Origin of the sequence: Amycolatopsis sp. NPDC005232 (genome assembly GCF_040607795.1) — a bacterium.
In the GTDB taxonomy this organism is placed as follows: domain Bacteria; phylum Actinomycetota; class Actinomycetes; order Mycobacteriales; family Pseudonocardiaceae; genus Amycolatopsis.
Map to the genome: position 1 here is coordinate 1 of NZ_JBEXHL010000043.1, position 21,467 is coordinate 21,467.

General features: G+C 67.8%; 20 protein-coding genes. 5 read left to right on the forward strand and 15 right to left on the reverse strand.

The features are described from left to right. Nucleotides 1-226 precede the first annotated feature (226 nt). Complete coding sequence (locus tag ABZU76_RS44875) at nucleotides 227-517, forward strand: hypothetical protein (RefSeq protein ID WP_354882505.1); 291 nt, start codon at nucleotides 227-229, stop codon at nucleotides 515-517. A gap of 735 nt (nucleotides 518-1,252) precedes the next feature. Here ABZU76_RS44875 and ABZU76_RS44880 read toward each other — a convergent pair. The 6 genes from ABZU76_RS44880 to ABZU76_RS44905 form a co-directional block, all read right to left on the reverse strand. Beyond that, the gene (locus tag ABZU76_RS44880; RefSeq protein ID WP_354882508.1) at nucleotides 1,253-1,750 is read right to left on the reverse strand and encodes a phosphopantetheine-binding protein; all 498 of its coding nucleotides are present in this window, start codon (nucleotides 1,748-1,750) and stop codon (nucleotides 1,253-1,255) included. A gap of 223 nt (nucleotides 1,751-1,973) precedes the next feature. Beyond that, nucleotides 1,974-3,566 (reverse strand): acyl-CoA ligase (AMP-forming), exosortase A system-associated, encoded by a 1,593-nt coding sequence (locus ABZU76_RS44885; protein WP_354882511.1) that lies wholly within the window; start codon nucleotides 3,564-3,566, stop codon nucleotides 1,974-1,976. Between the two features lie 245 nt (nucleotides 3,567-3,811). Beyond that, nucleotides 3,812-4,816: a TauD/TfdA family dioxygenase gene (locus tag ABZU76_RS44890; protein ID WP_354882514.1), complete on the reverse strand. Its 1,005-nt coding sequence runs from the start codon at nucleotides 4,814-4,816 to the stop codon at nucleotides 3,812-3,814. Between the two features lie 35 nt (nucleotides 4,817-4,851). Continuing rightward, a complete protein-coding gene (locus tag ABZU76_RS44895; protein WP_354882516.1) occupies nucleotides 4,852-5,064 on the reverse strand; it encodes a hypothetical protein in 213 nt (70 codons plus the stop codon). Between the two features lie 70 nt (nucleotides 5,065-5,134). After that, the gene (locus ABZU76_RS44900) at nucleotides 5,135-7,960 is read right to left on the reverse strand and encodes a Pls/PosA family non-ribosomal peptide synthetase (RefSeq protein WP_354882519.1); all 2,826 of its coding nucleotides are present in this window, start codon (nucleotides 7,958-7,960) and stop codon (nucleotides 5,135-5,137) included. Between the two features lie 1,177 nt (nucleotides 7,961-9,137). Further along, the gene (locus tag ABZU76_RS44905; RefSeq protein ID WP_354882522.1) at nucleotides 9,138-9,314 is read right to left on the reverse strand and encodes a hypothetical protein; all 177 of its coding nucleotides are present in this window, start codon (nucleotides 9,312-9,314) and stop codon (nucleotides 9,138-9,140) included. Nucleotides 9,315-9,395: 81 nt separating this feature from the next. Between ABZU76_RS44905 and ABZU76_RS44910 the strand changes: the two genes are divergently transcribed. Then, the gene (locus tag ABZU76_RS44910; protein WP_354882525.1) at nucleotides 9,396-10,427 is read left to right on the forward strand and encodes an ABC transporter ATP-binding protein; all 1,032 of its coding nucleotides are present in this window, start codon (nucleotides 9,396-9,398) and stop codon (nucleotides 10,425-10,427) included. A 24-nt stretch (nucleotides 10,428-10,451) separates the two neighbouring features. Here ABZU76_RS44910 and ABZU76_RS44915 read toward each other — a convergent pair whose 3' ends face one another. Further along, a complete protein-coding gene (locus ABZU76_RS44915) occupies nucleotides 10,452-10,952 on the reverse strand; it encodes a hypothetical protein (protein WP_354882528.1) in 501 nt (166 codons plus the stop codon). 401 nt (nucleotides 10,953-11,353) lie between these two features. Between ABZU76_RS44915 and ABZU76_RS44920 the strand changes: the two genes are divergently transcribed. From ABZU76_RS44920 to ABZU76_RS44930, 3 genes are all read left to right on the forward strand, one after another. After that, on the forward strand, nucleotides 11,354-11,578 hold the full coding sequence (locus tag ABZU76_RS44920) for a hypothetical protein (protein ID WP_354882531.1): 225 nt from the start codon (nucleotides 11,354-11,356) through the stop codon (nucleotides 11,576-11,578). Nucleotides 11,579-11,594: 16 nt separating this feature from the next. Beyond that, nucleotides 11,595-11,777: a hypothetical protein gene (locus ABZU76_RS44925; protein ID WP_354882534.1), complete on the forward strand. Its 183-nt coding sequence runs from the start codon at nucleotides 11,595-11,597 to the stop codon at nucleotides 11,775-11,777. Nucleotides 11,778-11,996: 219 nt separating this feature from the next. Continuing rightward, on the forward strand, nucleotides 11,997-12,449 hold the full coding sequence (locus tag ABZU76_RS44930; RefSeq protein ID WP_220241676.1) for an archease: 453 nt from the start codon (nucleotides 11,997-11,999) through the stop codon (nucleotides 12,447-12,449). Nucleotides 12,450-12,790: 341 nt separating this feature from the next. Here the strand turns inward: ABZU76_RS44930 and ABZU76_RS44935 are convergent, their stop codons facing one another. From ABZU76_RS44935 to ABZU76_RS44970, 8 genes are all read right to left on the reverse strand, one after another. Continuing rightward, nucleotides 12,791-13,009 carry a hypothetical protein gene (locus tag ABZU76_RS44935; protein WP_354882537.1) on the reverse strand — a complete coding sequence of 73 codons (219 nt, stop codon included), beginning with the start codon at nucleotides 13,007-13,009 and terminating at the stop codon, nucleotides 12,791-12,793. Further along, nucleotides 13,006-14,853, reverse strand: coding sequence for a hypothetical protein (locus ABZU76_RS44940; protein WP_354882540.1), 1,848 nt, complete (start codon nucleotides 14,851-14,853; stop codon nucleotides 13,006-13,008). The genes ABZU76_RS44935 and ABZU76_RS44940 overlap by 4 nt, the downstream gene beginning before the upstream one ends. Continuing rightward, nucleotides 14,850-15,203: a hypothetical protein gene (locus tag ABZU76_RS44945; RefSeq protein WP_354882543.1), complete on the reverse strand. Its 354-nt coding sequence runs from the start codon at nucleotides 15,201-15,203 to the stop codon at nucleotides 14,850-14,852. The genes ABZU76_RS44940 and ABZU76_RS44945 overlap by 4 nt, the downstream gene beginning before the upstream one ends. Beyond that, a complete protein-coding gene (locus ABZU76_RS44950; RefSeq protein WP_354882689.1) occupies nucleotides 15,194-17,365 on the reverse strand; it encodes a glycosyltransferase in 2,172 nt (723 codons plus the stop codon). Before ABZU76_RS44950 ends, ABZU76_RS44945 begins: the two co-directional genes overlap by 10 nt. Then, nucleotides 17,365-18,147 carry a glycosyltransferase family 2 protein gene (locus ABZU76_RS44955; protein WP_354882545.1) on the reverse strand — a complete coding sequence of 261 codons (783 nt, stop codon included), beginning with the start codon at nucleotides 18,145-18,147 and terminating at the stop codon, nucleotides 17,365-17,367. The genes ABZU76_RS44950 and ABZU76_RS44955 overlap by 1 nt, the downstream gene beginning before the upstream one ends. 401 nt (nucleotides 18,148-18,548) lie before the next feature. Then, nucleotides 18,549-19,823: a hypothetical protein gene (locus ABZU76_RS44960; RefSeq protein WP_354882548.1), complete on the reverse strand. Its 1,275-nt coding sequence runs from the start codon at nucleotides 19,821-19,823 to the stop codon at nucleotides 18,549-18,551. After that, on the reverse strand, nucleotides 19,820-20,638 hold the full coding sequence (locus ABZU76_RS44965; RefSeq protein WP_354882550.1) for a polysaccharide deacetylase family protein: 819 nt from the start codon (nucleotides 20,636-20,638) through the stop codon (nucleotides 19,820-19,822). Before ABZU76_RS44965 ends, ABZU76_RS44960 begins: the two co-directional genes overlap by 4 nt. Next, nucleotides 20,622-21,428 carry an alkaline phosphatase family protein gene (locus ABZU76_RS44970; protein ID WP_354882553.1) on the reverse strand — a complete coding sequence of 269 codons (807 nt, stop codon included), beginning with the start codon at nucleotides 21,426-21,428 and terminating at the stop codon, nucleotides 20,622-20,624. The genes ABZU76_RS44965 and ABZU76_RS44970 overlap by 17 nt, the downstream gene beginning before the upstream one ends. Nucleotides 21,429-21,467 lie beyond the last annotated feature (39 nt).

Sequence of the window (21,467 nt, forward strand, 5' to 3'; positions counted from 1 at the left end):
TCTGAACCAGTTCGCGGCGAATTCACCGGGTGGACACCTAATTGGACGAGTGGTTCACTGGGTTGCCGACGTCGCGTGGCAGCGCCTCTACCCTCCGTACGCGTACGCCTGAGCGTTCACCACTCCCGGCAGCGCCGCCCGGCCGGTTCGGGCCGCGGCCTCGCGAGTTGGGGAACTGCGGCAGGCAGCTGGCGCAGGGGACGCCGACGACATCGCCGCCGCTGCCGTGCACGCCCTGGCCGGCGACCGTGCCCCCAACACCGATCTCGTCCTCACCGGACCAGAGGCGCTCAGCTACGACGACGTCGCCACGATCATCACCGAGATCACCGGCCGACCTGTGGTCCACCACCACCTGACGCACGAGCAAATGCGCGATCGCCTCACGGCGCAGGTGCCGCCGGAGTTTGCCGCGATGCTGGCAGGCATGGACCGTGCCATCGCGGAGGGAGCCGAGGACCACACCACCGACACCATCCAGCGCCTCACCGGCGGTCGTCACACAGCTTCCGCGTAGTCGCGGAACGCGAAATGGCATGAATCTGAGCGCATTCTCCACTGGTCAGTTTCGGGACGCCAGCGTCCCGGTGTCGGCGCAGCACTGCCTCGTCAGGCCGCTAGCACCTTGGGTGCATTGCCAGTGTGTCGTCGCGGTAACGATCGATTTCCGAGATCCAACTCAGGGAAGCGCATTAATGTCTCTCGTCCGGCATCACCGGGTGCGGGTGCCCACAGTTGCCGTTGCAACGCGCGTCTGCTCGCGTAGTGGTGGAGAGCACGGCGCCGGAGCTGGAGTGCCTGGCCGGGGCAACAGAAGTGCTCAACCGTGATGCCGGAGCGGACGCGCGGCGATAAGACCGTGCGCAACGGTGATCCCCTCGTGGTCACTGGGGCGACGACCCGCCACGAAGGCCGTGCCCAAAGCAGCCTGGACCTTTTTCGCGCCGGCTCAGCGGTCGACCGCCCGTATATCGACCGACTGTCTCGCGCCGGAGCGTCCTCTACAACCAGGCCAAGATGCGTGTCGAACGCTACCGCTACCGCGGAACCAAGATCGCGACGCCGTTCAATGCTCACGTGGTTGACCCGACCGGAGCGTGCTTCCGGCGCACCGGTCACGACAATGTTGCCTTCGTCGAACAGTTCTCCGAACTCGTCAGCTCTCCCGTTCCCGACACAACAGGTCCAGGCGTTGGATCGGAATGCGAGATCTTCTTCTCGATCACCACTCGCCGCGGGAGGGGCTGCAGTGTCAAGGAACCTTGGACTCCACGAAGGCCGCGAGCCGTCCGAGTGTGTCGAAGATGTCGCCGACGATCTCGTCGATCTCGATCTCGATGTCGAATCGTTTGCGCAAGGCGACGATGAGCTTGACGACGGTGAGCGAATCAAGCTCGGGAAGATTGCCGTAGAGCCTCGTCTCCGGCCCGAAGTCATCGGCCTGGTCCTCGATGTCCAGCGTGACTACCACGACGGACTTGACGTCCTCGAAGATCGCCCGTGAGATCTCTGGCGAGCGAGTCATGGGGATTCTCCTCATCAGTCGTAGAAGCCGGTGGCCTGCGATCTGCACCAACAGCTCCCTCGGTGTCGGATGGCCGAGGACCTCTTCCGGTAGGCGCCGGCCCCGGCGGACCGCCACAAGGTCGCCGACCCTGGCACGCGGGAGGAAGACATCAAGCGCGAGCAGGTCCAGCGGGGTGCGCAAGCACCCGGCGACGCCGACGGTCTCAGGACCCTGGACGCCCATTCGGTTCGCGATGGCGACCGGGTAGTTCGTCGTGTGGATGACCCGTCCAAGGCAGCGAACCGGTGGGGGAGGCCGCCATCGACGAGGAAGGCGTGGCCGCGCGACTCCGGGCCGTCGGTGGCACCGGCGCGGTCAGCGAGCAACACGGCCGGGTGGCCGCCGAAGTGGACCATGCCGTCGGAGGTTGCGAACGGGCAGATCGTGGGAGTGTGGGCGACTGCGGTCATGCGGGCTCCTGAGGGCGGGAGGCGGCGAGCTCGTGGCGAAGGGCCGCCCGGTCGAACTTGCCGTTCGGTGATCGGGGCAGGGCGCTGCGGACCATCACCTCGGCGGGCACCATGTAGCCGGGCAGTTCCTGCCGCAAGCGCGCGGTCACCGCGGCCGGATCGAAGCCGGCGGGATCGCGGGGGGCCACGACGAGGACGACCCGGTGGCCGAGCGCCTCGTCCTCCAGGCCGAGCGCTACGGCATCGTGGACCAGTCCAGTCTCGTAGGCCACTTCCTCGATCTCTTGGGGACTGACCCGATACCCCGATGTCTTGATCATGTCGTCACGCCGCCCGACGAAGTACAGGAAGCCCTCCTCGTCGCGGACGACGACGTCGCCGGACCAGACCGCGAGCTCGGGCGTACACAGCTCGACCGGACGGTTCGGCGGCGGCCGGAACCGCTCGGCCGTGCGCTGCGCGTCATTCCAATAGCCCAAGGCGACGAGGGGACCTCGGTGTACCAGCTCACCCGGCTCACCCGGCCCACACAGGCCGCCGTCCTCCCGCACCACGAGGATCTCGGCGTTCGGGATGGCCTGGCCGATCGAATCCGGCCGCCGGTCGACCTCCCGCGGATCGAGGTAGGTGGAGCGGAACGCCTCGGTGAGGCCGTACATCAGGTACGGCTCCGCAGTCGGGAAGATCGCTCGCAGTCGTTGCAGGGTGACGCGCGGGAGGCGCCCTCCAGTGTTCGCGAAGTAGCGCATCCCGGCTACGGCCTCGGATGGCCACGTCTGGGCCGCGAGCTGGATCCACAAAGGCGGTACACCAACCATTCCGCTGATGCGGTGCTCCGCGCACAGCCGGACGACATCTCCGGGCAGCAGGTAGTCGGCGAGCACCACGTGGGCACCGACGTAGAAGCCAGTCGTCAATTGGCTCAGCCCGGCGTCGAAGCTGAGCGGGAGAACCGCCAGGATTCGGTCTTCTGCCGTGTTGTTCAGATAAGTGCTGACACTTTCCGCGCCGACGACCAGATTCCGGTGCGACAGCACGACGCCCTTCGGGGCCCCGGTGCTCCCCGACGTGTAGAGGATCGCGGCCACATCCGTGTCGACGCCACCCGTTGGACACACAGCCTGCGTTGCGCGCTCGGCGACCTCTGGCCAGACATGCATGCGGTAAGGGGCTTCCTTGTCCTCACCAGGCGAGCCGCCCAGCACGAGGACGTGGGAGAGGGACTTGCAGGCGGAGAGTTCGGCACGCAGGGCCCTCAGCCGATCCGTGGACGTCACCACCACCCGCGCGGCGCAGTCATCGAGAACGTGCCTCACCTGCCTGGCCCGCAGCACGGGATTCACCGGGATGAACACGCCACCGGCCTGCGAGCAGGCCAGCAGCGCCACGACGGTGTCGATCCTCTTGTCCAGGAAGACCGCGACGCGCTCACCATCATCGAGCCCAAGATCGCGCAGGCCGGCGGCCGCTCGCTCCGTCCGCTCGTGCAGGTCCGCGTAGGAGATCGTGGTCGTTCGCGAGGTCAAGGCGGGCGCGCGCGGGGCGCGTTGGGCACACCTGGCAACGAGGTCCGGCAACCGCATGATCATCTCGGAAGATTCCTTTCTGGTCCTCTCACCTGGCGCATCAGTGCGCAGTGCTCAGGCCAACGGAGTTGAGCACGTCCGTTGGACTGGTAGACGGTGTCGATGCAGCAGCGCTCGCTGAGGTCCGGGGCGTTCGCCGCAGGCGCCATTGCTGGTGAGCCGGCTCGTCGCGCCGCTGACAACCATGCCGGTGGATCCGCCGACCAGGAACCGTGCCCGACCAGCCGGTGGCATGCGCGGGTCGGTGGTCATCCGACGTCGAGCTCGACGGTCGGCGAGCAGTCGGCCAGGCGAACCGGGTCAGCCATCCCGACCAGGACTTCGCGCGGTCCGGTGAAGGGCTCCCTGCTGTGCGCGCTGCGGATGTTGTCGACGAGCATCAGATCGCCTGCCTGCCAGGGCTCTCGCATGGTTCTGGCCTCGTAGACCTCGTTGAGCAGCTGCACGACGTCCTCGCCGATCGGGTCGCCACCGCCGAAGCGGGTGGTGAACGGCAGCCCCTCGGCGCCGTAGGTGTCGACCAGGAACTCGCGCACCTCGGGGTCGAGCGTCCACTCGTTGAGGAAGGCGATCTGGTTGAACCAGCAGCGCAGGCCGGTGACCGGGTGCCGCAGCACCGCGCTGCGGCGCTGCCAGGTGCGCAGCCCCCCATCGGGTTGCCACTCGAACTCGATGGCGTTGGCGCGGCAGTAGCTCTCGACCGCGCCACGGTCCTCGGTGCCGAACGCCTGGGCGAGCGACGCGCCGATCTCCTCGTTGTAGTTGCGGACGAGCGTCCAGCCCTCCCGCTCCAGTCGTTCGACGAGGTCACCGGGCAACGCGCGGAGCACGGCCGTCGAGTCCGCCACGCCGGTCGCCCCGCCCTCGGCAGGCGCGGACAGGCAGGCGAACAGCATCACGCCGGGAAATTCGAGCCGGTAGCTCAGTTCGTGGTGCATGCACATCGGCTGGTTCGGTGGCCACTTCGACGACGAGTAGACGCCCTCGGCGTAGGTCTGCCGCTCCGCGAACGCCTCCCACTCGGTCATCATGCCTGCGGTGGCCAGCCCACGGAACACCGCGGTGACTTCGGCCGCATCGCGCAGCCCGAGACCGCGGACCAGGACCGCACCGTGCTCGGCGACGACGGCACGCAAGGCCGCGCGGTGCGCGGCCGCCCAGGCCGGTCTGTCGCCGGAGGCATCGGCTCGCAGCATCGGCACCCTGCCGAGCTGCAGATCCACGTCCACCAGCGATGATGATGAGGACGACATCTTGATCTCCCTTCAGGTCCAACCAGAGGAGGACGTCAGCAGTTCGGGGCGTGCTCGCGGTGCGGCAGCTCGGCGATGTCCTTTAAGGACACCGCGCGACCGCACCTTCGCGTACGCGGCCAGACCGGGCACAACGCTGCTGCGAGGTCGTCGTCGAGGGTCGCCGTCTGCTCGGCGACGCCCGGTGCCGGGTCGAGCGTCCACCGCGGGATCGCGGTCGCGCCGCCCGCGAGCACGACAGCACGCAAGAACGCCCGGCCGGTCTCACCCCGCTTGTCTGTCCATCGAATAATCCCCGCATTCCACGTTTGCCCGGCGTCAGCCGCCGCGGACGAGCACGGTGGCACCGTTGTCACCGCCGGTCTTCCGAACCTGCCGATTGCCCGGGTGCTCGCGCATCTCTGTGGCGGGGTTTCCGCCCCACAGCGCGTTCGGTGGCATTTCCTCGCCCTTCATCAGGAAGGAACTGGTGGCGAGCACCGCGCCGTCCCCCGTCGTCACGCCATAGTGGACGAACGCGCCGACACCGAGGGTGCAGCCGGCGCCGATCGCGATGCGGTCGGACTTGAACCCGCCGTCCTCCTGCGAGTGGCACTGGACGACGGTGTCCGCATTGAGGGTGCAGTTCTCGCCGATCGTGGTGAAACTCCGCTCAGGCACGCGGAGGCCGTCGTCGAAGACCCGGCGGCCGACCCGCATACCCAGCAGCCGCCAGATCACATTCTTCAGCGGGGTGCCGTTGAAGGCGAGGACAAAGGTCAGGGAAGTGACTTTCCAGAACCGTTCGTGTCGCCAGAAAGCGCGGTCGTAGATCGAGCACCCCTGCGGCACCAAGGCCTGCAGTGGCCGGAACAGCCGGTCGACCACGACGTTGTAGGCGACCGTGAAAACGATGACCAGTGCGGTGGCCAGTGCGACCGCGAGTGCGAGCGCGCCCAGGAAGTGCAACAGGTTGATCGCAGCCAGGTAGACCACGATGACGGACAAGAAGAAGGTCCAGCGCACCAGCAGGAACAGCGCCATGCTGATGGTGTTGTAGACGGTCTTGGCACGGAGGCCACGGCGCAGCTCGTCCGCGCTGCTCACGTCGAGATCCCTGTCGCGCCTGACCGATCGCGGGATCTCGAAGCTGGGCGCGCCGAGCAAGCCCACGCCTTCCCGCACCCGTCCGTCGAGGGGAACCATGACCTTCGTCGCGAGGAGGCAGTTGTCGCCCGCCTTGCTCTGCGGAGGGTAGGCGATCATGTTTCCCAGGAAGTTGTCCGGCCCGATCGACGCCTGGGACAGGCGGAAGGAAGTGCTCGAGAAATCGGCGTTGATGATGGACAGCCCGTCCGCCACCATCGTTCCGCTGCCGGCCGCGCTCAGGAACGGGGTGTCGTGCTTGACCATTTCGCCGAAGTTCGAACCGGTCTGCCGCACCCCGCGCAGGCTGTAGCCCAACCAGCGCAGGTAGTAGATGATGTAGGAAGTGCCACCGAAGAGGGTCGTGAAGAACCTGATGTTGGTCGTGCGGGCGATCGCGCGGTGGACCCAGTATCGGAATCCGTACAGCGGATAGACCTTGTCCGGCTTGATGAAGAGGTTCAGCACGCGCGGAACGGTTCCCACGAGCACGAGGCCGACGAGCAAGGCGCCGAAGAAGACCACGGCGGAGACGACCAGCGCGTCAAGGAAGAACGTCCAGGTCGTGAGCGATACCGGTGCCGCGTCCAGCAGGGGGCCGAACTCTGGCAGCCGCGGGAGCGCGAAGTCCGCGACGCCGAAGGTCAGCGGCAGACCCAGCAGCAGCAGGTTCCCCAACTGCACGGCCGAGAAGACCACCCGTCGCCCTGTGCCCACGTCGCGTGCTGAGACCGCCATCTGGTTCGTCTTCTCCGACCGCTGGGCAGGTGCGCCGCCCCAGCGCTCCCCAGCAGGTATTGCCTGACCCGCGTGCAGGGCGGACGAGTGGCCGAGCTGCGCCCCGTCACCCAGCGAGGCCCCGATGTCGAGCACCGTCGCCTCGCCGACGAGCGCGTCCCTGCCGATGTTCACCGCACCCGTCTGGATGATCCCATCGTCGGCCCGGTAGCCGTTGAAGAACGAGTCCTTCCGGATCACCGCGCCGTCACCGATGCTGAGCAGGTCGGTGCACACGGGCAGGTTCCTGGAGAAGATGACTGCGCCGCGCCCGATCTTCGCGCCCAGAGCCCTCAGGTAGAGCGAGTACAGCGGTGAACCGACGAACAGCACCATCGGGTTCCGCTGGATCAAGGTTTTGACGAGCCAGAACCGGACGTACGCCATGCTCCACACGCGGATCTGCTGGGGCTTCCACCGGCCGACGAGCGCCCACTTGACCAGGATTGGAAGTGTGCACAGGCCGAGGAACATCGCGGCGCCGAACGCGACCGACCGAAGGTAGACGTCGACCAGGTTCGAGCTCGTCGAAATCCAGTTGAAGCCCGCCACCCAGACGGCCGCGGTGAGGGCGGGGTAGCCGAGGAGGACCAGGAGCTGCAACGCCCCGCAGAGGACGTACTTCCCCTTGCGGGCGTGCCTCGGCCGCTCAAGGGGAGCCGCTGGAGTTGCCGGCTGCGAGGCAGATGCGGGTTCGGAACCGGTTGTGGTGGTGAGGGCTGCTGCAAGACTCCGGATCGTCGGGTGTTTGTAGATGTCGGGCATGGATACCGATGGCAGGTCGGGCCGTTTCCGTACGCGTGCGCAGAAGCGGGCCATGACCATGGAGTCGGCGCCGAGGTCGTCGAAGAAGTGGCTGTCGACCTCCACGTGGTCGGTGCCGGTGATGTCGGTGAGCACCTCGGCGAAGCGTCGCTCGCATTCGGCGGGCATGGTTGCCGGCCGTGGGGCGGGCGTGGTTGTGGCGGCGGCGAGGGCTGCTGCAAGACTCCGGATCGTCGGGTGTTTGTAGATGTCGGGCATGGATACCGATGGCAGGTCGGGCCGTTTCCGTACGCGTGCGCAGAAGCGGGCCATGACCATGGAGTCGGCGCCGAGGTCGTCGAAGAAGTGGCTGTCGACCTCCACGTGGTCGATGCCCACGATATCGGTGAGCACCTCGGCAAAAAGTCGCTCGCATTCGGCGAGCGCGGTCAGATTGTCAGCCGCCTCAGTGGTCAGGACGCCGTGCGAGTTGCCCATTCGATGAACCTCTTGAATCAGAAATTGGAGCAGTCGGCGCGACAAGCGAGCCTGACTCATGAACGAGATTCACGCTTGCCTGGACTGCTTTCGGGTCTGGCGCCGGAACACGGCTAGCCGTGTTCCGGCGCGGTCCGCAGCGGGAAGGAGAGATGCAGTCTCCGACTGCGGACCTCGCGTCATGAGTACAGCGGTGTGATCGCCGGATGCTGGTATGCATCGGCCAACGCCGGCGGCGGGCCTGTGTTCGCCCGCAAGATCCGGAACCTGGCCCGCGGCGGGGAGCTGGCGCCGAGATCGTGGAAGGGATGGCTGCAAGTCGAGACGCGGACGCCACCCGGCATCGGCCAGCGCGCTCAGGCTCGACGGCTGACGCAATATGTTGGGCCGTGCCGCTAAGAAAGGTACCGCGCGCCCTCGGGCAGCGCTGGCGTCGCCTGAGCGTTCGCGGTGTCGACCCGTGTCTCATGCGACTGAACTCCCGCCAATCCAAAAATCCCCACGAAGATGTTCTTGGCACGCCGCAACGCGATACGGAATGATCAGATCCGCCCCACGGGAACACCTATTTTAGTATGCGCCATCCAGATTAGTGGTGGGCGACGCTCGGCTGTCAAGCCTTCAGGGGCGATAATTACGGGGCAGCTTTTGCGCGCCAGTCGATCCAATTGGATCTTAGATTTTCCTGTCTATGCCTGGGAATGATGCCACCCGCAACGTGGCCAGGCTGTCGCGACGCCGCCCACGGCGATCCGACTCCCTCCGCGCGGCGCGACCGGATCCACCAGAAATGGGTTGTTCTCCGGCGTCGCACGGGGATCACGTCGCCGCGGCAGTGTCGCACCGCCGGGGATAACGTTCGGCAAAATGGTTTCCCGCCCGTTTACCTTCGCGGTCGACGTTTGGCGGCCCGGAGCCGTTCTTGCCGCAGGGCGCTGATTTCGGGCAGGGGGAGCGTGGATGGTGGCCCGCCGAAGGGATCCGGCCGGGTGAGCCCGCAGCGCAGCACCAACCGGCAGCAGTGTGGAGCACGGCCCGGCCGAGGCGACGATCGGGTCGTCGCAGTTGGCGATCACCGTAGTGGTCGGCAACGCCGCCGTCAGCGCCCGCAGCGCAGGTTCGACTGTACGCACCTCGCCCACGCGGTCGAGCTGATCGCGGCTGAGGTTGAGCAGGATCAGGCACTCCGGTCGCACTTGCGCCGCGACAGGGGGACGTAGTTCTCGTCGACTTCCAGCACTGCCACCGGGGCGTCCGGTTTCGCCACCAGCGCGGCGGTGACTCCGTCGGGCATGTTCGCGCCGTCACCGGTTCCGGCGACTTGGCCCAGCGTCTCGAGAATCCGGCGAAGCATCGACGCCCGTGGCGGCCTGCCTGGGATCCTCCTGGTGATCGGGGTGGCGCTAGGCCTGTTCCGGCTGCTGACTCCGGCCGGATGGCGACGTTGGGAGCACCGGTGAACACCGGAACGGCCACCAGGCTGGAGGTCCGGGACCTGGTCAAGCGCTACGGCGCGGACCGCGCTGGACGAGGTGTCGCTCGTCGCCGAAGCCGGACAGTTCGTGGTCGTGCTCGGCCCGTCGGGCTCGGCAAATCCACGTTGCCGCGGTCGGTGAGGGGCATCGAGCGCGTCCACGGCGGCCGGATCTTGCTCGGCGACCGCTTGGTCGCCGACGAGACGCTGCACGTGCCCCCGGAACGGCGCGATCTGGCGATGGTGTTCCAGGACTACGCGTTGTGGCCGCACCTGACCGTCGCGGACAACGTCGCCTACCCGCTGCGGCGTAAGAAGATCGATCGCCGCGAGGCGGAGAAGCAGGCCACCGCCGTGCTGGAGCGTGTCGGCCTGAGCGACTACGCGATGCGGTTTCCCAGTGAGCTGTCCGGCGGGGAGCGGCAGCGCGTCGCGCTCGGCCGGGCGCTGGTCGGCCGCCCATTGCTGCTGCTGTTCGACGAACCACTGTCCAATCTGGACGCCGATCTAGGGAAGCGGATGCGAGTCGAGATCGCCACTCTGCCCAGGGAAAGCGGCGCGACCGTCGTGTACATCACGCGCGACCAGTCCGAGGCGTTCGCCCTCGACGACCAGATCGGCGTCCTCGACCACGGCAAGCTCGTGCATTACGCCCGCCCAGAGACTGTGTACCTGCGCCCAGGCGAACGGTTTCGTCGCTCGGTTCACCGGGCTCGCCGCCGGTCTGGCGGCCACGGTCGCGCGGGTAGACGGCGAGTACGTCGTGCTCGACACGGGCGCGCCGCCTGTCCGCCCGTGCCGTCGGCGACCTGCGCGCCGGTGACGGCACGCGGCTACGACCACGTCGCGCGACCGCGGGCGGCGAGCTCACCGCAGTGTTCGACGAACGTCCCTGGCCCCGCGGCTCCGAAGTCCGCGCCGTACCGAGCGGGTTGCTGTCGGAAATTGACGTCTTCGCGGGCGGGACGAGGGTGGGGACGGCGGCGCCGGTGAGGTAGCGGCGGATCGATGGGCGAGTTATTCACTCAGCGGGCAGCGTCGAGCGCAGTCGACTCGCTGGGCAGTACCGATTCCGCCCAGCTGATCTTGGCGACAGCGACGTTCTCGGCCCAGCCGCCGGATCGGCGTGATCCCACACGGGCGCGGCCGTACGTAATTTTTTGGGTAGTACTTCCGGCCGAAAAGATCCACCCTGGTGAACACCGTGTGCCATGCGCCGGTCACCGACAAGCCGACGCCGCCGGCCAGCGCCCGCACCGCGCCGGAGGTCAGGTCGACGGAGTAGGCGAAAGCGCCGTGGTCGCGCGCGGCCTGGGTGTTCACGGCCGATGCGGGCAGGATCGCCAGGGCGGCGAACTTCCCGTCTCCGGATAGGCACTGGTAGCCGGTCCACGACGAGTCGTCGAAGCCCGCCGGGTGGATCAGCGCGATCTCCTGCCAGGCGAACCCGGCGGCCTCACGGCCCAGTTCGACGTGGTAGCCCAGAGCGTCACCCCAGCCGCCGATGGCTACGTCCACGGATTCCGCCGCGCCGGGCCCGAAATCAGCCGGCTGAGGTGCGCCAGCGGACTGCGGTGCGACCGGTGTTCGGGGAGCGGCTTGGGTCACCGACACGGTGCCCGCGAGAAGAGCCGAAACGCTCAGCAGAAGCGTCAGGTACCGGGCCATTCTTCGAGCACGGCGGGACACCGCAGGACCCTCCCCCAGAAACAGCCTTCCGACGAGGCCGCAGGAGAAATCTAGTGCGCGGAGCGGGCGAGCCCATCAGCCATTCAAGTGGCCTTGATTCGAGAGTTGAAAGAGCATTGTCCTGCTGTCATTACCTTCGCTTTGCCCTTTCGACCGCGCTTTCAAAGCCACTCGCCGGGACCGGCCGGCCGCGCGGGACACCGTCACCACCGCCTGGCAAGCTGCGCGCCATGACCGACCCGCGTGACCAGTGGCGTGCGTTCCACTTCTCCCAGAGCAACCCGGACGGCCCAGGGCAGGGCGACGTCGCATCGCTGCTGCGACGAGTCGCCGACACAGTCGAAGGCCTCGGCAACGTCCAGGTCCACGACATCACCTTCACCTCGGAGGTCACCGGCGGCGAGGACAACCTCACCATGACCGTGTACTACGACCGCGAGCCTCGGCGGCGATGACCTCCACAACAGCATCATGAATTTGTCCACCGAATACCACCTCGAGTCCATCCACAACCCGGACATGCACGCGATGTGGGAGTTTCTCAACGGACCGGGTTACCAGGTGGACATCACCGCGCTGCACGCCACCCACCCGGAGATCGGGTGGACTTCCTTCGCCACCTGGGCTCAGCGGGCCTTCGCGTCCGGACCGTGAACGTCGCGCCTGCCTCGCGCGAACATCGACGCCGCGTCGGGTCAGATTTGTTCCGTCGGCTGATGGGGAAGGTTGTACAGGGCTGGGTTGTCGCGTAGCGGCACCTCAACACGGTCGCCGGCGCCCAACGGCGAGCACGGCGAAGCGCGACCTGGCCACCCGCTACGCCAAACGCGCCGCGTGAAGCCGGACACGGGCACTCACCCGGATGCTGCAGTGGTGGGGAGGTTCGAGCGGAAACCGTTGCCGAAGCAGGACGCGCGCGGCACGTCACGCGTCGTGCACGCCGCTGACCTGCGTATCGAAGCGTGGGGACCGACGCGGGAAGCGTGTCTGACGGAAGCCGTCCGAGCGCTGGTGGAGAGTTTCGCCCGGACACGTCTGCACCGCGGGTCCGCGGCCTGGTCGTTCGAGGTCTGCGGCCCCACGGACGGTTCGGTGCTGGTCGCGTTGCTCGACAAGGTCATCCTCATGATGCGGACTCGGAGCCTGATCCCGGTCACCGCGGAGGGGATCGTGGTGGACGGCTCGACGGTGCGGCTGCGCTGCCAGATGACCGACCTCGGCGCCGTCATCCCGACCGGGGCGATTCCGAAGGCCGTGTCCCGACGGGAGGTCCGGTGCGAGCGCACCGAACGCGGCTGGTGGTGCGCGGCCCGGATCGACGTCTGAGACGCCGTGAAGCCAGGCGACTCCGCGCCTCATGTTTAGCGTGGAAGAACGGAACCGACACGCCTGGCGAAGAACCACGAGAAGCGGGTATGCGTAACGAGCGCGCAGTTCTGGAGAAGTCAGTCGCGGGAGCGGAGTCGGTTAAGGATTTGGGCCAGGATCCCCGGCGCGCGGAAACGGTTGCACTCGCCAGGCGGGCACAGCGCACATTCGGTCCCGCCACGATGGTGGGTGTGCGCTTCGCGATCGTGGCCGCAGCGGCACTGGTCGCGCCCAGGTGCGGGAAAACTGATGGCGACCCTCCAGGTAGCCCGGGTTGATCGCAAGCATAGCTCACACGTTCAGAGCACTGTGTTCACGACGCGGAACAGGACCGCGGCAATGACGAGCATGGCGACCGTCACGGCGGCCCGGTCGAGCCAGCGCACGATCGGTGTTCGTTCGTGTGGTTCGCCGCGCTCTCCCGCGGCGCGCTCCGCCAGCACCATGCGTGCGAAGACGATGGCACCGAACGCGACTGCTAACGCAAGGGTGAGGATCACCAGAATTTTGTCGTTCATCGCGCCGCTTCTCCTGCTCGGACCAGGAGACGGCTCCCGCCTTCGTTGAACACCACGTGGTACATCCCAGGGCGAACGAGGTCCGCGACGAGCCGGTCGGTCCAGCCGGCCGGGAGCCCGTAATTGATCTGCCCGTAGTTGTCCTGCGAGGGGGTCACCACGAGGTAGTCCGGCGCCGCTTCCTGAACGCAGGTGGCGACCCGGAAGTACTGTGGGCAGGTGTCCTCGATCGAGGTCTGCGACACCACTCCGATCTTGTCGAAGCCCAGCGGTGTGGCGTCGGCGCTGAGACCACTGATCGTTTGACCGGGCTTGGCCAGCCGGTAGGCGTCCGCCACCGCGGCGACGTCGCTGCGGCTGTAGCTGAGGTAGGCGTCGCCGCCCCCTCGGGCGGTGATCGTCGCCAGGCCCAGCAACGTCAAGACGAGCCCGACGACGACTGGCCGCGCTGGGGGGAACCGGCGTTCCACCCTTGTCGTCGCGGCCAGTGCTCCCGGGGCGGCTCGCGCGCCGAGCACTGCCTCGAGACCAGCCGCGGCGAGTAACGCGGCAAACGGCAGCGCGAACAGGTAGCAGCGGACGAAAACCTCGCCCCCGTAGGACTGGAGTACAACCATCGCGAGCGGAGCGGCAGCGAGCAAGACCAGCGGGAGCGAGCCCAGACCCCGGCAGCGCCGCGCCCACCAGCCGCCCAGTGCCAATGCGCCGACCGCACCGGTCAGCCCGACACGCACGAGCAGGATGGCCGTGCGTTCGGCATCGCCGGTGAACCGGCCGGTGATGCCCTGGTCCACGGAGGTGCCCACCTGTCCGAAGTCGCCGATCACCATGTGCAGTTGGCCCTGCCAGAAGTCCTTGGCGCCGAGGGAGAACCACACCAGCGCGGGTACCAGCACCAGCCACGGTAGCCAGCCCGGCCACAATCGCCGGGTCAGCACCATCACGAGGAGCAGCCCCGCCAGCACGAAAGGGGTCAGCTGATGAGTGGGTGCGAGTGCCAGGGCGAAGATCAGGATCAGTCCGTGCGCGACCATGCGCTCGCGCGGCAAGTTCGCCGGTGGCAGGCGCTCACCCCGCCTGGACCTCGCGGGGTGGGCCAGGCCGGGGCGCACCAGGTATCGGACGGTCAGCGCGAGTGCGGCGAGCATGATGAGGTAGCTGCTGGCCTGGGGCGACAAGTAGTCCTGCTCGGTCCACTGGGCCAGTAGGAAGACCCAGGTCGCGAGCCACCCCGCGCGCCCGTTGCCGAAGACCGCGGCCGCGAGCGCGCGCATCCCCAGTACCGCGGCCCCCGCGAGGACCGTCGGAGCCCACTGCAGGAGAGGGGACGCGTCCGGCTGGCCGCTGGCCTTGGTGAGGAACGCGATCAACGAGAAGAAGCCCGGCCACGAGAACCGCGCGTCATAGCCCTGCAGTGCGTGCCCGTTCTCGGCGATGTAGCGCGCGAACCCGGTGTGCAGCCAGGACACCGTCAGGCGGGCCGTCTGCTCGCTCGCCGGCTGCAGGCCGTAGACCAGCACCACGCCCAGCGTGGTGAAACATGCCAGCAGGCGCGGACGCGAACGGCGCCGGACCAGTTCGAGCACCACCGCGGAGAGGAGCACAGGGTAGGACGCCAGCAACACCGGCGACAGCGCGGTGATCAGGCCAAGACCACCGAGCTGTGCGGGCGGCACCGGGTGCAGTCCCAGCAACCACAGCAGCGCAGCGAGAAGGGCGAGCAGAGGACTCAGTGCGTCGCGCCACTGCCAATCGGGGAGGCCCGCGTTGGAGACCTGCGGCGGTGCTTCGAGTTCGCTTCTGGACAGCCGGAACCGGGGAAGTGCGGCGGCGATTCTCGTCACGGCACCGTCCCGGCGGTACGGGGTGCGATGAGCTGCCAGAGCAGCGCGAACAACGTGACTACGGCGACCGCCACGAACCCCGCCGTCGGATGCCACCAGTGGGCCGAGACCATGACCTGCGCGAGCAGCAACGTCCCCGAGATGCCGATCGCGATCGCGGTCATCCATTCCAGGGCACGGGTGGCCAGTCGCAGGTGGACGACCACTGCCCACCCTGGTGCGAGGAGCACGAACGCGGTGTCCAGGTAGAGCCGCACTGCGCTGGTCACCTCCCAGGCAGCCAGCAGCAGCACGGTGACGGTCAGGCCAAGCAGGAGGGCGGCCACGGCTCGCCGCTCGTTCAGCCGCATCGCGACCACCTGGACCTCACGCGCCAGGTGCTGCGTGCGAGCGCTACCGGACCCGAGACCAGGCCGGTGAGCTGGTCCAGCAGCAGCCGGGCGCCCGGTCCGGTCGAGCCGCTGTCCTGCGGCGACGATCGGGTCCGGAGGATCCGGCCCGCGCGGTTCGGTACCACCGCGGCGACCATCAGGAGGTCCTTCGGCCGTTGCAGCAGGTGCCGGACGAACATCGCCGACAACCCGACGCTGTAGGCGTGCAGGCGCTCGCGCAGCTGCGCCCATTCTGCGCTGTGCTCGTGCCAGGCCACCGCGTGCGGTGTGTACACAATGGAGCCACCGGCGCGAGCAAGCCGCAGGAACAGTTCGAGATCCTCGCCCGCGCGGGTGGGGGTTCCCGGGCCGAGCAGTGGGTCGAACCCGCCGAGGCCGGTCAGGGTGGAACGGCGCCACAGCGCGCAGCCGCCCGGACCGAACCGGCCTGGGGCGAACGGGTACAGCGAATCGTCGCCGGCGAGTTCGGGACTGAACACCTGGCGGCGCATGCCTTGCCCGAACCCCTTCAGCTGCTCGAACGTCCGCTGAGCCGGAGTGTCCAGGGAGGTAGGCAGTACCAGGCTGGTCGCGCAGTCGACGGCCTCGTCGGCGAGTTCGGCCACGAGGTTGGCGAGCCACCACCGGTCGACTTCGATGTCGTCGTCGACGAAGGCGACCAGCTGCCCACTCGCCGCGGCCAGGCCGGCGTTGCGGGCCCGGCTGACGCCGGGCTCGGGTTCGGCGAGGTAGCGAGTCCGTGGGTCCTCGGACGCGAGTTCGACCAGCGCGGCAGCTTCGGCCGCTTGCGGCCGGTTGTCCACCATGAGCAGTTCCAGGTCCGGATAGTCGGTCGCCAGCAACGATTTAACGCACCGCCGGACCGCGTCGGCACGGTCGGCCGTCGGTACCACGACGCTCACCCGCGGGGTCCACGAGTCCGGTTCGGGCCGTGCCGGGGGAGTGGCGAGGCGAAGGCCGCTGAAGTCCACACGCGGCCCGGTGACGGGCAACCGGAGCAGGTCCAATGTCCAGCGCCCGTCACGCACGAGCACCTGCGCGTCGCGATAGACAACCTCGGGGTTGGCCGGAACAGGCAGTGCCGTCGCCCCGCGGCGGACGTCGAGTTCGGTGACCGCCGTCGCGGGCGCGGGCTCTACGGCGGCAGTCCCCGGCCCGCTTCGTCGCGGCGCCGACTCGCGCAGGAAGCCCCCGGCCGCGGCCAGCACCGCCGTGGCGATCCCGATGATCGCTTTGCCCGAGTTTGCCGGTCTTTCCCGTGCGGCCTGGACCAGCTCGCGTCCCACAGCGGCCGGGAGCACGCTGGCGACGTAGCGGCGTTCCGTGGCGACCGCGCTGCCGGTACCGGCCAACCGGCTCACGACCGCTTTGGACACCCCTTCAGACCAGCTGCGGCGACGCAGGTAAGACCAGCTCAGCCGGTCCGCGCTGACCTGGTGGGCCACGACCGCACGCGGCTCGAACAGGATGCGCGCCCGGGGCAGCCGTCGTCGGGCCCGGATGCACAACTCGGTCTCCTCACACCCGAGAGGGAGCTCTCCGACGCGGCCCACCCGAGTGGAGAAACCGCCGACCTCGTCGAACACCGTGCGGCGAAAGGACATGTTGCAACCCATGACGTTGCGCACCTCGGCGAGTGCGGTGGGCAAGCCCGCGTAGGTGCATCCGACCACCCAGTCCAGCACCCCGCCGGAGGGAAGCCAGCCGGGACGGCCGGACCCTGACGGCCAGTGTGGCCGAGCCGCACCGCCCACGGCGACAACGTCGGGATCCGCGTAGGGCGCGAGTAGATGCGCCAGCCAGCCGGGCAGGGCCGCGGCGTCGTCGTCGAGGAAGGCGATGACGTCACCGATGCTGTGTGAGATCCCGGTGTTCCGGGCGCCGGATAGGCCGCGAGGCCCTTCGTTGTCGAGGATCGCGATCCCGGGCAGTTCGGCGCGGGCGCGACATGCCAGCTCCGGGTTGTGGTCTACAACCAGAAGCACCTCCAGCGGAGCCGGGGCCTGTTCGGCGGCGGACGCGAGCGCCGCGCGGATCGTGTGCCACCGTGCGGTCGTGTACGCACACACGACGACCGAGGTCGCCGGCGCTCGCTCGCAGTCTTCCGCCTCAAGCACCATCACGCGATCTCCTGTGCGGCGATGTCGCCGGTCTCGGACGGGTCTGGTTTCATGCGAGCCCGGTAGCGCCGACGTTCCGCGACGATGGTGCGCAGGATCCGGGCGCCGTCGGCGAACGTGCGCAGATTCGTCTCGCCGTAGATGCGGGGTCGTTCGAAGCTCGGTACCTCGGCGACCTCCAGCCCCGCGGCGACCACCCGGCAGCTCAGCACGGTCTCGATCTCGAACCCGTCGCCCCAAAAGCCTCCCGCGGCAGGAGCCGTCGCGAGGGTGGGTGGCAACCTGAGCTGAGGCACGATGTCTCGCCAGAACGCGTTGTAGCCGTAGCAAAGATCGGTGAAGCTAGTGCGGTACAGGACGTTGGCCAACTTGTTCAGCGTGGCGTTGCCGGCCCGGCGCAACGCGGTGATGTCGTCGCTGCCGCCGTGCCGGCGGAACCGGGATCCTTTCGCGAAGTCGGCTCCTCGCACCAGGGTCTCCACGAAGGCAGGGATCTCTGCTGGGTCGGCTGATCCGTCGGCGTCGAACATCACGACGATGTCCCCACCGGCGGCCTCGAAACCACACGCCAGTGCGTTTCCCTTGCCGCGCCGGGTCTGTGTCAGAGTCACAATCGACGGCAGCACTTTGTGCGCAACCTCGACGGTCTGGTCCACCGAATGCCCGTCCACCAGCACGACCTCGTCGACTTCGGGCAGTTCCGGAAGGATCACCTCGAGGTTGCGTGCCTCGTTGCGCGCGGGAATCACAATACTGATCTTCGGATTCGCGCACCGTCTCATCGAGCGCACCCTCTCCCTGATTCATGCGGCGCTGATCCATTGAGTTCTTCTGCAAGTCACCCAGATTTAAGTTGATATCAAGGTCGTCGTGCGCTGATAGGTGACTGTTACGTTGAAAAAGAAAGTCGGCCGGCGTCGGGTGGCGATTTACTGGAAGCTTGGCACGGCTCGTGCAAGGATCACGATCCGGCGGCGATCAGGTAGGGTGGTACTGGTCAGGTCGACAATTTTGGTGAATAATTCTGGATTTCAACCGGGCGTGCACTCGCTCAACGTTGTCGAGACGACGGAGTGCGTGGGGGAACTGGGTGTGAATGACCGAATTGGCAAGGGTTCAAGTTTATCAGTTCGTAACCCGGATGTGCGGCGGTTTTTCAGCTTCATGTGCTGGCTGTGGGTGATCAGTGGCGGGGAGTGATTCGAATTCCATAAGCCGGTAGGGGTGCGCTTTGGTTCGGTGGGATCAATTCGGCGGGGGTGAGGTTGATCGTGAGCACTTCCCGTTCCGCAGTGATCTCCAGAATCGTGCCGGTCGGTGAATACGAGATCGTGGTCCGGGCGTTGATATTGGCCGCGAGCCAGGCCCAGGGCACGGCAAGGGGCAGCGGCTCGGCGTCGGTGCTTGCGGTGGGCGTCGTCCACAATGCAGCGCTGGGCACGTCGGTAGAGGCCTGTGGCTGCCACAGCAGCAGCCGGGCGGCCCCGCCGCGCAGCGCCTGGGCCACCGCGGCCACGGTCAATGCGGCCGGAGCCGGGCTTTCCGCCGACCAGGCTTGTCCGCCGGGTTGTGTGGGATAGAACTCCGACCACCACACTGGAAGTCCGACGCGGGCTCGAAGCCAGCTGCTGACTGCGCCGAACATTGCGGTCGCGCGGAACGCGTCGGTGGTCAGGCCTGCGTCCCGGGTGCCGCTTGACCCGTCCACGACGAGGAAATCGGCGCCGTGCTTGTGCGTGTTCCAGTAGTCGATCACGTCGAGCGCACGTTGGTCGACCACGCCCCACGGGCCGGACAGAGCCGAGGGCGCCGGAGTTCCCGCTGCTGACCAGGTGTCGAGAACCACGTACGGGCCGCCGACCAGAGCATCCGGGCGTACCCTTTTCACGGCGTCGTACACCGCGTTGTACAGCTCTGTGTACCCCTCGTAGTCCCATCGGTTCGCGGCTTCGTTGTACAGGCCTTTCAGCTCGCTCCACACCTGGAAGTACCGCACCTGCGGGTAGCGCGCCGCCGTAGCCGCGGCAAGTGCTGCGAAGTCCCGGTAGTGCGCACGGGTGGGTGCGGTGTTCAGGCGGCTCCAGTCTGTGGTGCCGACCGAACCGCCCTTCATCCAATCCGGGGCGCCGGCGAGGGTGAGTACAGGTACGCCGCGGGTTTGTCCGATCAGGTCCATTCGCTGGTCCAAGGAGGACCAGTCGAACACGCCCGGCGCGGGTTCCGGGTTGTCCACACCCCACCCCATTAGGTACTGGTTCTGCAACATCGGGTGCCGGGCGAGGGTCGTGGTCGCGGCGACCACTTGCGCCGCTGGGTAGTCGTCCGCGCTGTCCTGGGTGTGGGTGACGCCCACAACGGGCACCGGCGCTGGGACTGCGTTGCTCGAAGCGGGAGAACAGCCGGCCAGCGCCGCGGCGAGCACAACCGCGACCGCGTCGGCGATTCGGCCGCGGTTCACCGGAGGAACCACGGTACGGTCCGGGCTTCGCCCGTGGTCAGGGCGTCGGACAGCGATCGTCCTCGCAGCCCTCGTTCGTCGAGGCCGGCCAGCACGCGCCGCACGAGGTCGCCGCGGTCGAACCCGGGCCGCGGACCGTCGTCCGCACCGTCTTCCGGCCCCGCGTGGCCGTCGTGGGCCAGCAATACCGCACCGCGTCCGAGTCCGCGCAGGGCCTGCGCAGCAAGTAGTTCGGGCGGCCGGTCGAGCCAGTCCCAGGCGCAGGGGCCCCAGAAGACGGACGTGAGTCCCTGACGGCGCGCTGCGCGCCACACCGCCGGGGTCTGCGCACCGTAGGGAGGTCGGAACCAACGGACCGGCGCGCCCAGGAGGTCCTCCAGCTGTGCCGTGCCGGAGGCGAGCAGTGTGCGTACGGCGGCGGGCGGTAGCTGCGAGAGCCTTCGGTGGTCCATTCCGTGCAAGCCGATCTCGTGCCCGCCCGCAAGAATTTCCTGCACTAGCGTGCGATTCCGTCGGGCCCGGTCGACGAGCACGAAGAACGTGGCCGTGGCGGCGTGGTCCGACAATGCCGAGAGCACGCGGTCTGTACCCCCGGGCTCAGGCCCGTCGTCGAAAGTCAGGACGACTTCCGGTGCCCGCGTGCGGACGGCGATGAGCGACCCGATGGGACGGGTCAGTGGCCCGGCGAGAGCAAGGGCGCGCCTGCGTGCCGCGGCGAGAGTGCCACCGCCTTCGGGGACCGCCGGTTTCCGGTTCCTCCGAGGACGGTCGCGGGGGTCGCCGCGCCCGTTCCCCTGATCAGGCATGCCAGACATCGGTGATCGGTTTCGCGTCCGCGGCGTGTCCCAGTGCCGGCAGGCCGTACATGGCTTCGAGTGTTCGCAGCAATCGGTAATGGTTCACCCGCTCTGTGTAGACGCCTGGCCGGATCATGGGGCCGGTCAGGCTCAGCGGTATTCCGTTCGTGGTCGAGGCGTCTTCAGCTTCGTCGAATGTCACCACGAGCAGGCTGTTGTGTGTGGCGGCCCAACTTGCGTAGCCGCTCAGGTGGGCCCGCAGCCAGGAATCACCGGTGGCGGTGTCGCAGTCGTGCATGTTGTGGCACATGTTGGGGATCACGAAGGACAAGGTCGGCAGCAGGGTGTAGTTCGGGCCGAACGCGGTGAAAGGCCGGTTCACCACGGCGGGGACCGTGATGAAGTCCACCCAGGGCGCGTGCCAGCGCACGTAGCCGCCGAACCGGCAGCCGGGGTAGCCGGGACCGGGAAGATCTTCGGAGAACGCCCCGAAGTCATAACCGGCGTCGATCAGCTGCCGGGCCAAGTTCGGACCACTGAACGTGTGCGGGCAGGAGTCGTCGGTGACGCCCTGCAGGTCGCCGGAGAACAGCGCCAGGTAGTTCGGCTGACTCGGATGGGTGATGGCGGTGGCGTTGGTGAAGCGGGCGCCGGCGGCGGCGAGCTCGTTGAGGTACGGGGCTTGGCTGTTGCCCGACACCTGTTCGGTCCCGTGGTTCTCCAAGATCACCACGACCACGTGGCTGGGCCGCGGCACGGCAGTGTTCACCCTGGTGCTGGCGTCGGGTGCGTCGGTCGGTGTCAGCATTGGCGGACCGTCCGGTGTGGACGGCGCACACGCGGCGGC

What these genes read in the sequence shown, in the direction of transcription:
- ABZU76_RS44880 (WP_354882508.1), bottom strand. Translation starts at nt 1,750, where the DNA reads ATGGGCGTCCAGGGTCCTGAGACCGTCGGCGTCGCCGGGTGCTTGCGC.
- ABZU76_RS44885 (WP_354882511.1), bottom strand. Translation starts at nt 3,566, where the DNA reads ATGATCATGCGGTTGCCGGACCTCGTTGCCAGGTGTGCCCAACGCGCC.
- ABZU76_RS44890 (WP_354882514.1), bottom strand. Translation starts at nt 4,816, where the DNA reads ATGTCGTCCTCATCATCATCGCTGGTGGACGTGGATCTGCAGCTCGGC.
- ABZU76_RS44900 (WP_354882519.1), bottom strand. Translation starts at nt 7,960, where the DNA reads ATGGGCAACTCGCACGGCGTCCTGACCACTGAGGCGGCTGACAATCTG.
- ABZU76_RS44905 (WP_354882522.1), bottom strand. Translation starts at nt 9,314, where the DNA reads ATGCTTCGCCGGATTCTCGAGACGCTGGGCCAAGTCGCCGGAACCGGT.
- ABZU76_RS44910 (WP_354882525.1), top strand. Translation starts at nt 9,396, where the DNA reads ATGGCGACGTTGGGAGCACCGGTGAACACCGGAACGGCCACCAGGCTG.
- ABZU76_RS44920 (WP_354882531.1), top strand. Translation starts at nt 11,354, where the DNA reads ATGACCGACCCGCGTGACCAGTGGCGTGCGTTCCACTTCTCCCAGAGC.
- ABZU76_RS44925 (WP_354882534.1), top strand. Translation starts at nt 11,595, where the DNA reads ATGAATTTGTCCACCGAATACCACCTCGAGTCCATCCACAACCCGGAC.
- ABZU76_RS44935 (WP_354882537.1), bottom strand. Translation starts at nt 13,009, where the DNA reads ATGAACGACAAAATTCTGGTGATCCTCACCCTTGCGTTAGCAGTCGCG.
- ABZU76_RS44945 (WP_354882543.1), bottom strand. Translation starts at nt 15,203, where the DNA reads ATGCGGCTGAACGAGCGGCGAGCCGTGGCCGCCCTCCTGCTTGGCCTG.
- ABZU76_RS44950 (WP_354882689.1), bottom strand. Translation starts at nt 17,365, where the DNA reads ATGGTGCTTGAGGCGGAAGACTGCGAGCGAGCGCCGGCGACCTCGGTC.
- ABZU76_RS44955 (WP_354882545.1), bottom strand. Translation starts at nt 18,147, where the DNA reads ATGAGACGGTGCGCGAATCCGAAGATCAGTATTGTGATTCCCGCGCGC.
- ABZU76_RS44965 (WP_354882550.1), bottom strand. Translation starts at nt 20,638, where the DNA reads ATGTCTGGCATGCCTGATCAGGGGAACGGGCGCGGCGACCCCCGCGAC.
- ABZU76_RS44970 (WP_354882553.1), bottom strand. Translation starts at nt 21,428, where the DNA reads ATGCTGACACCGACCGACGCACCCGACGCCAGCACCAGGGTGAACACT.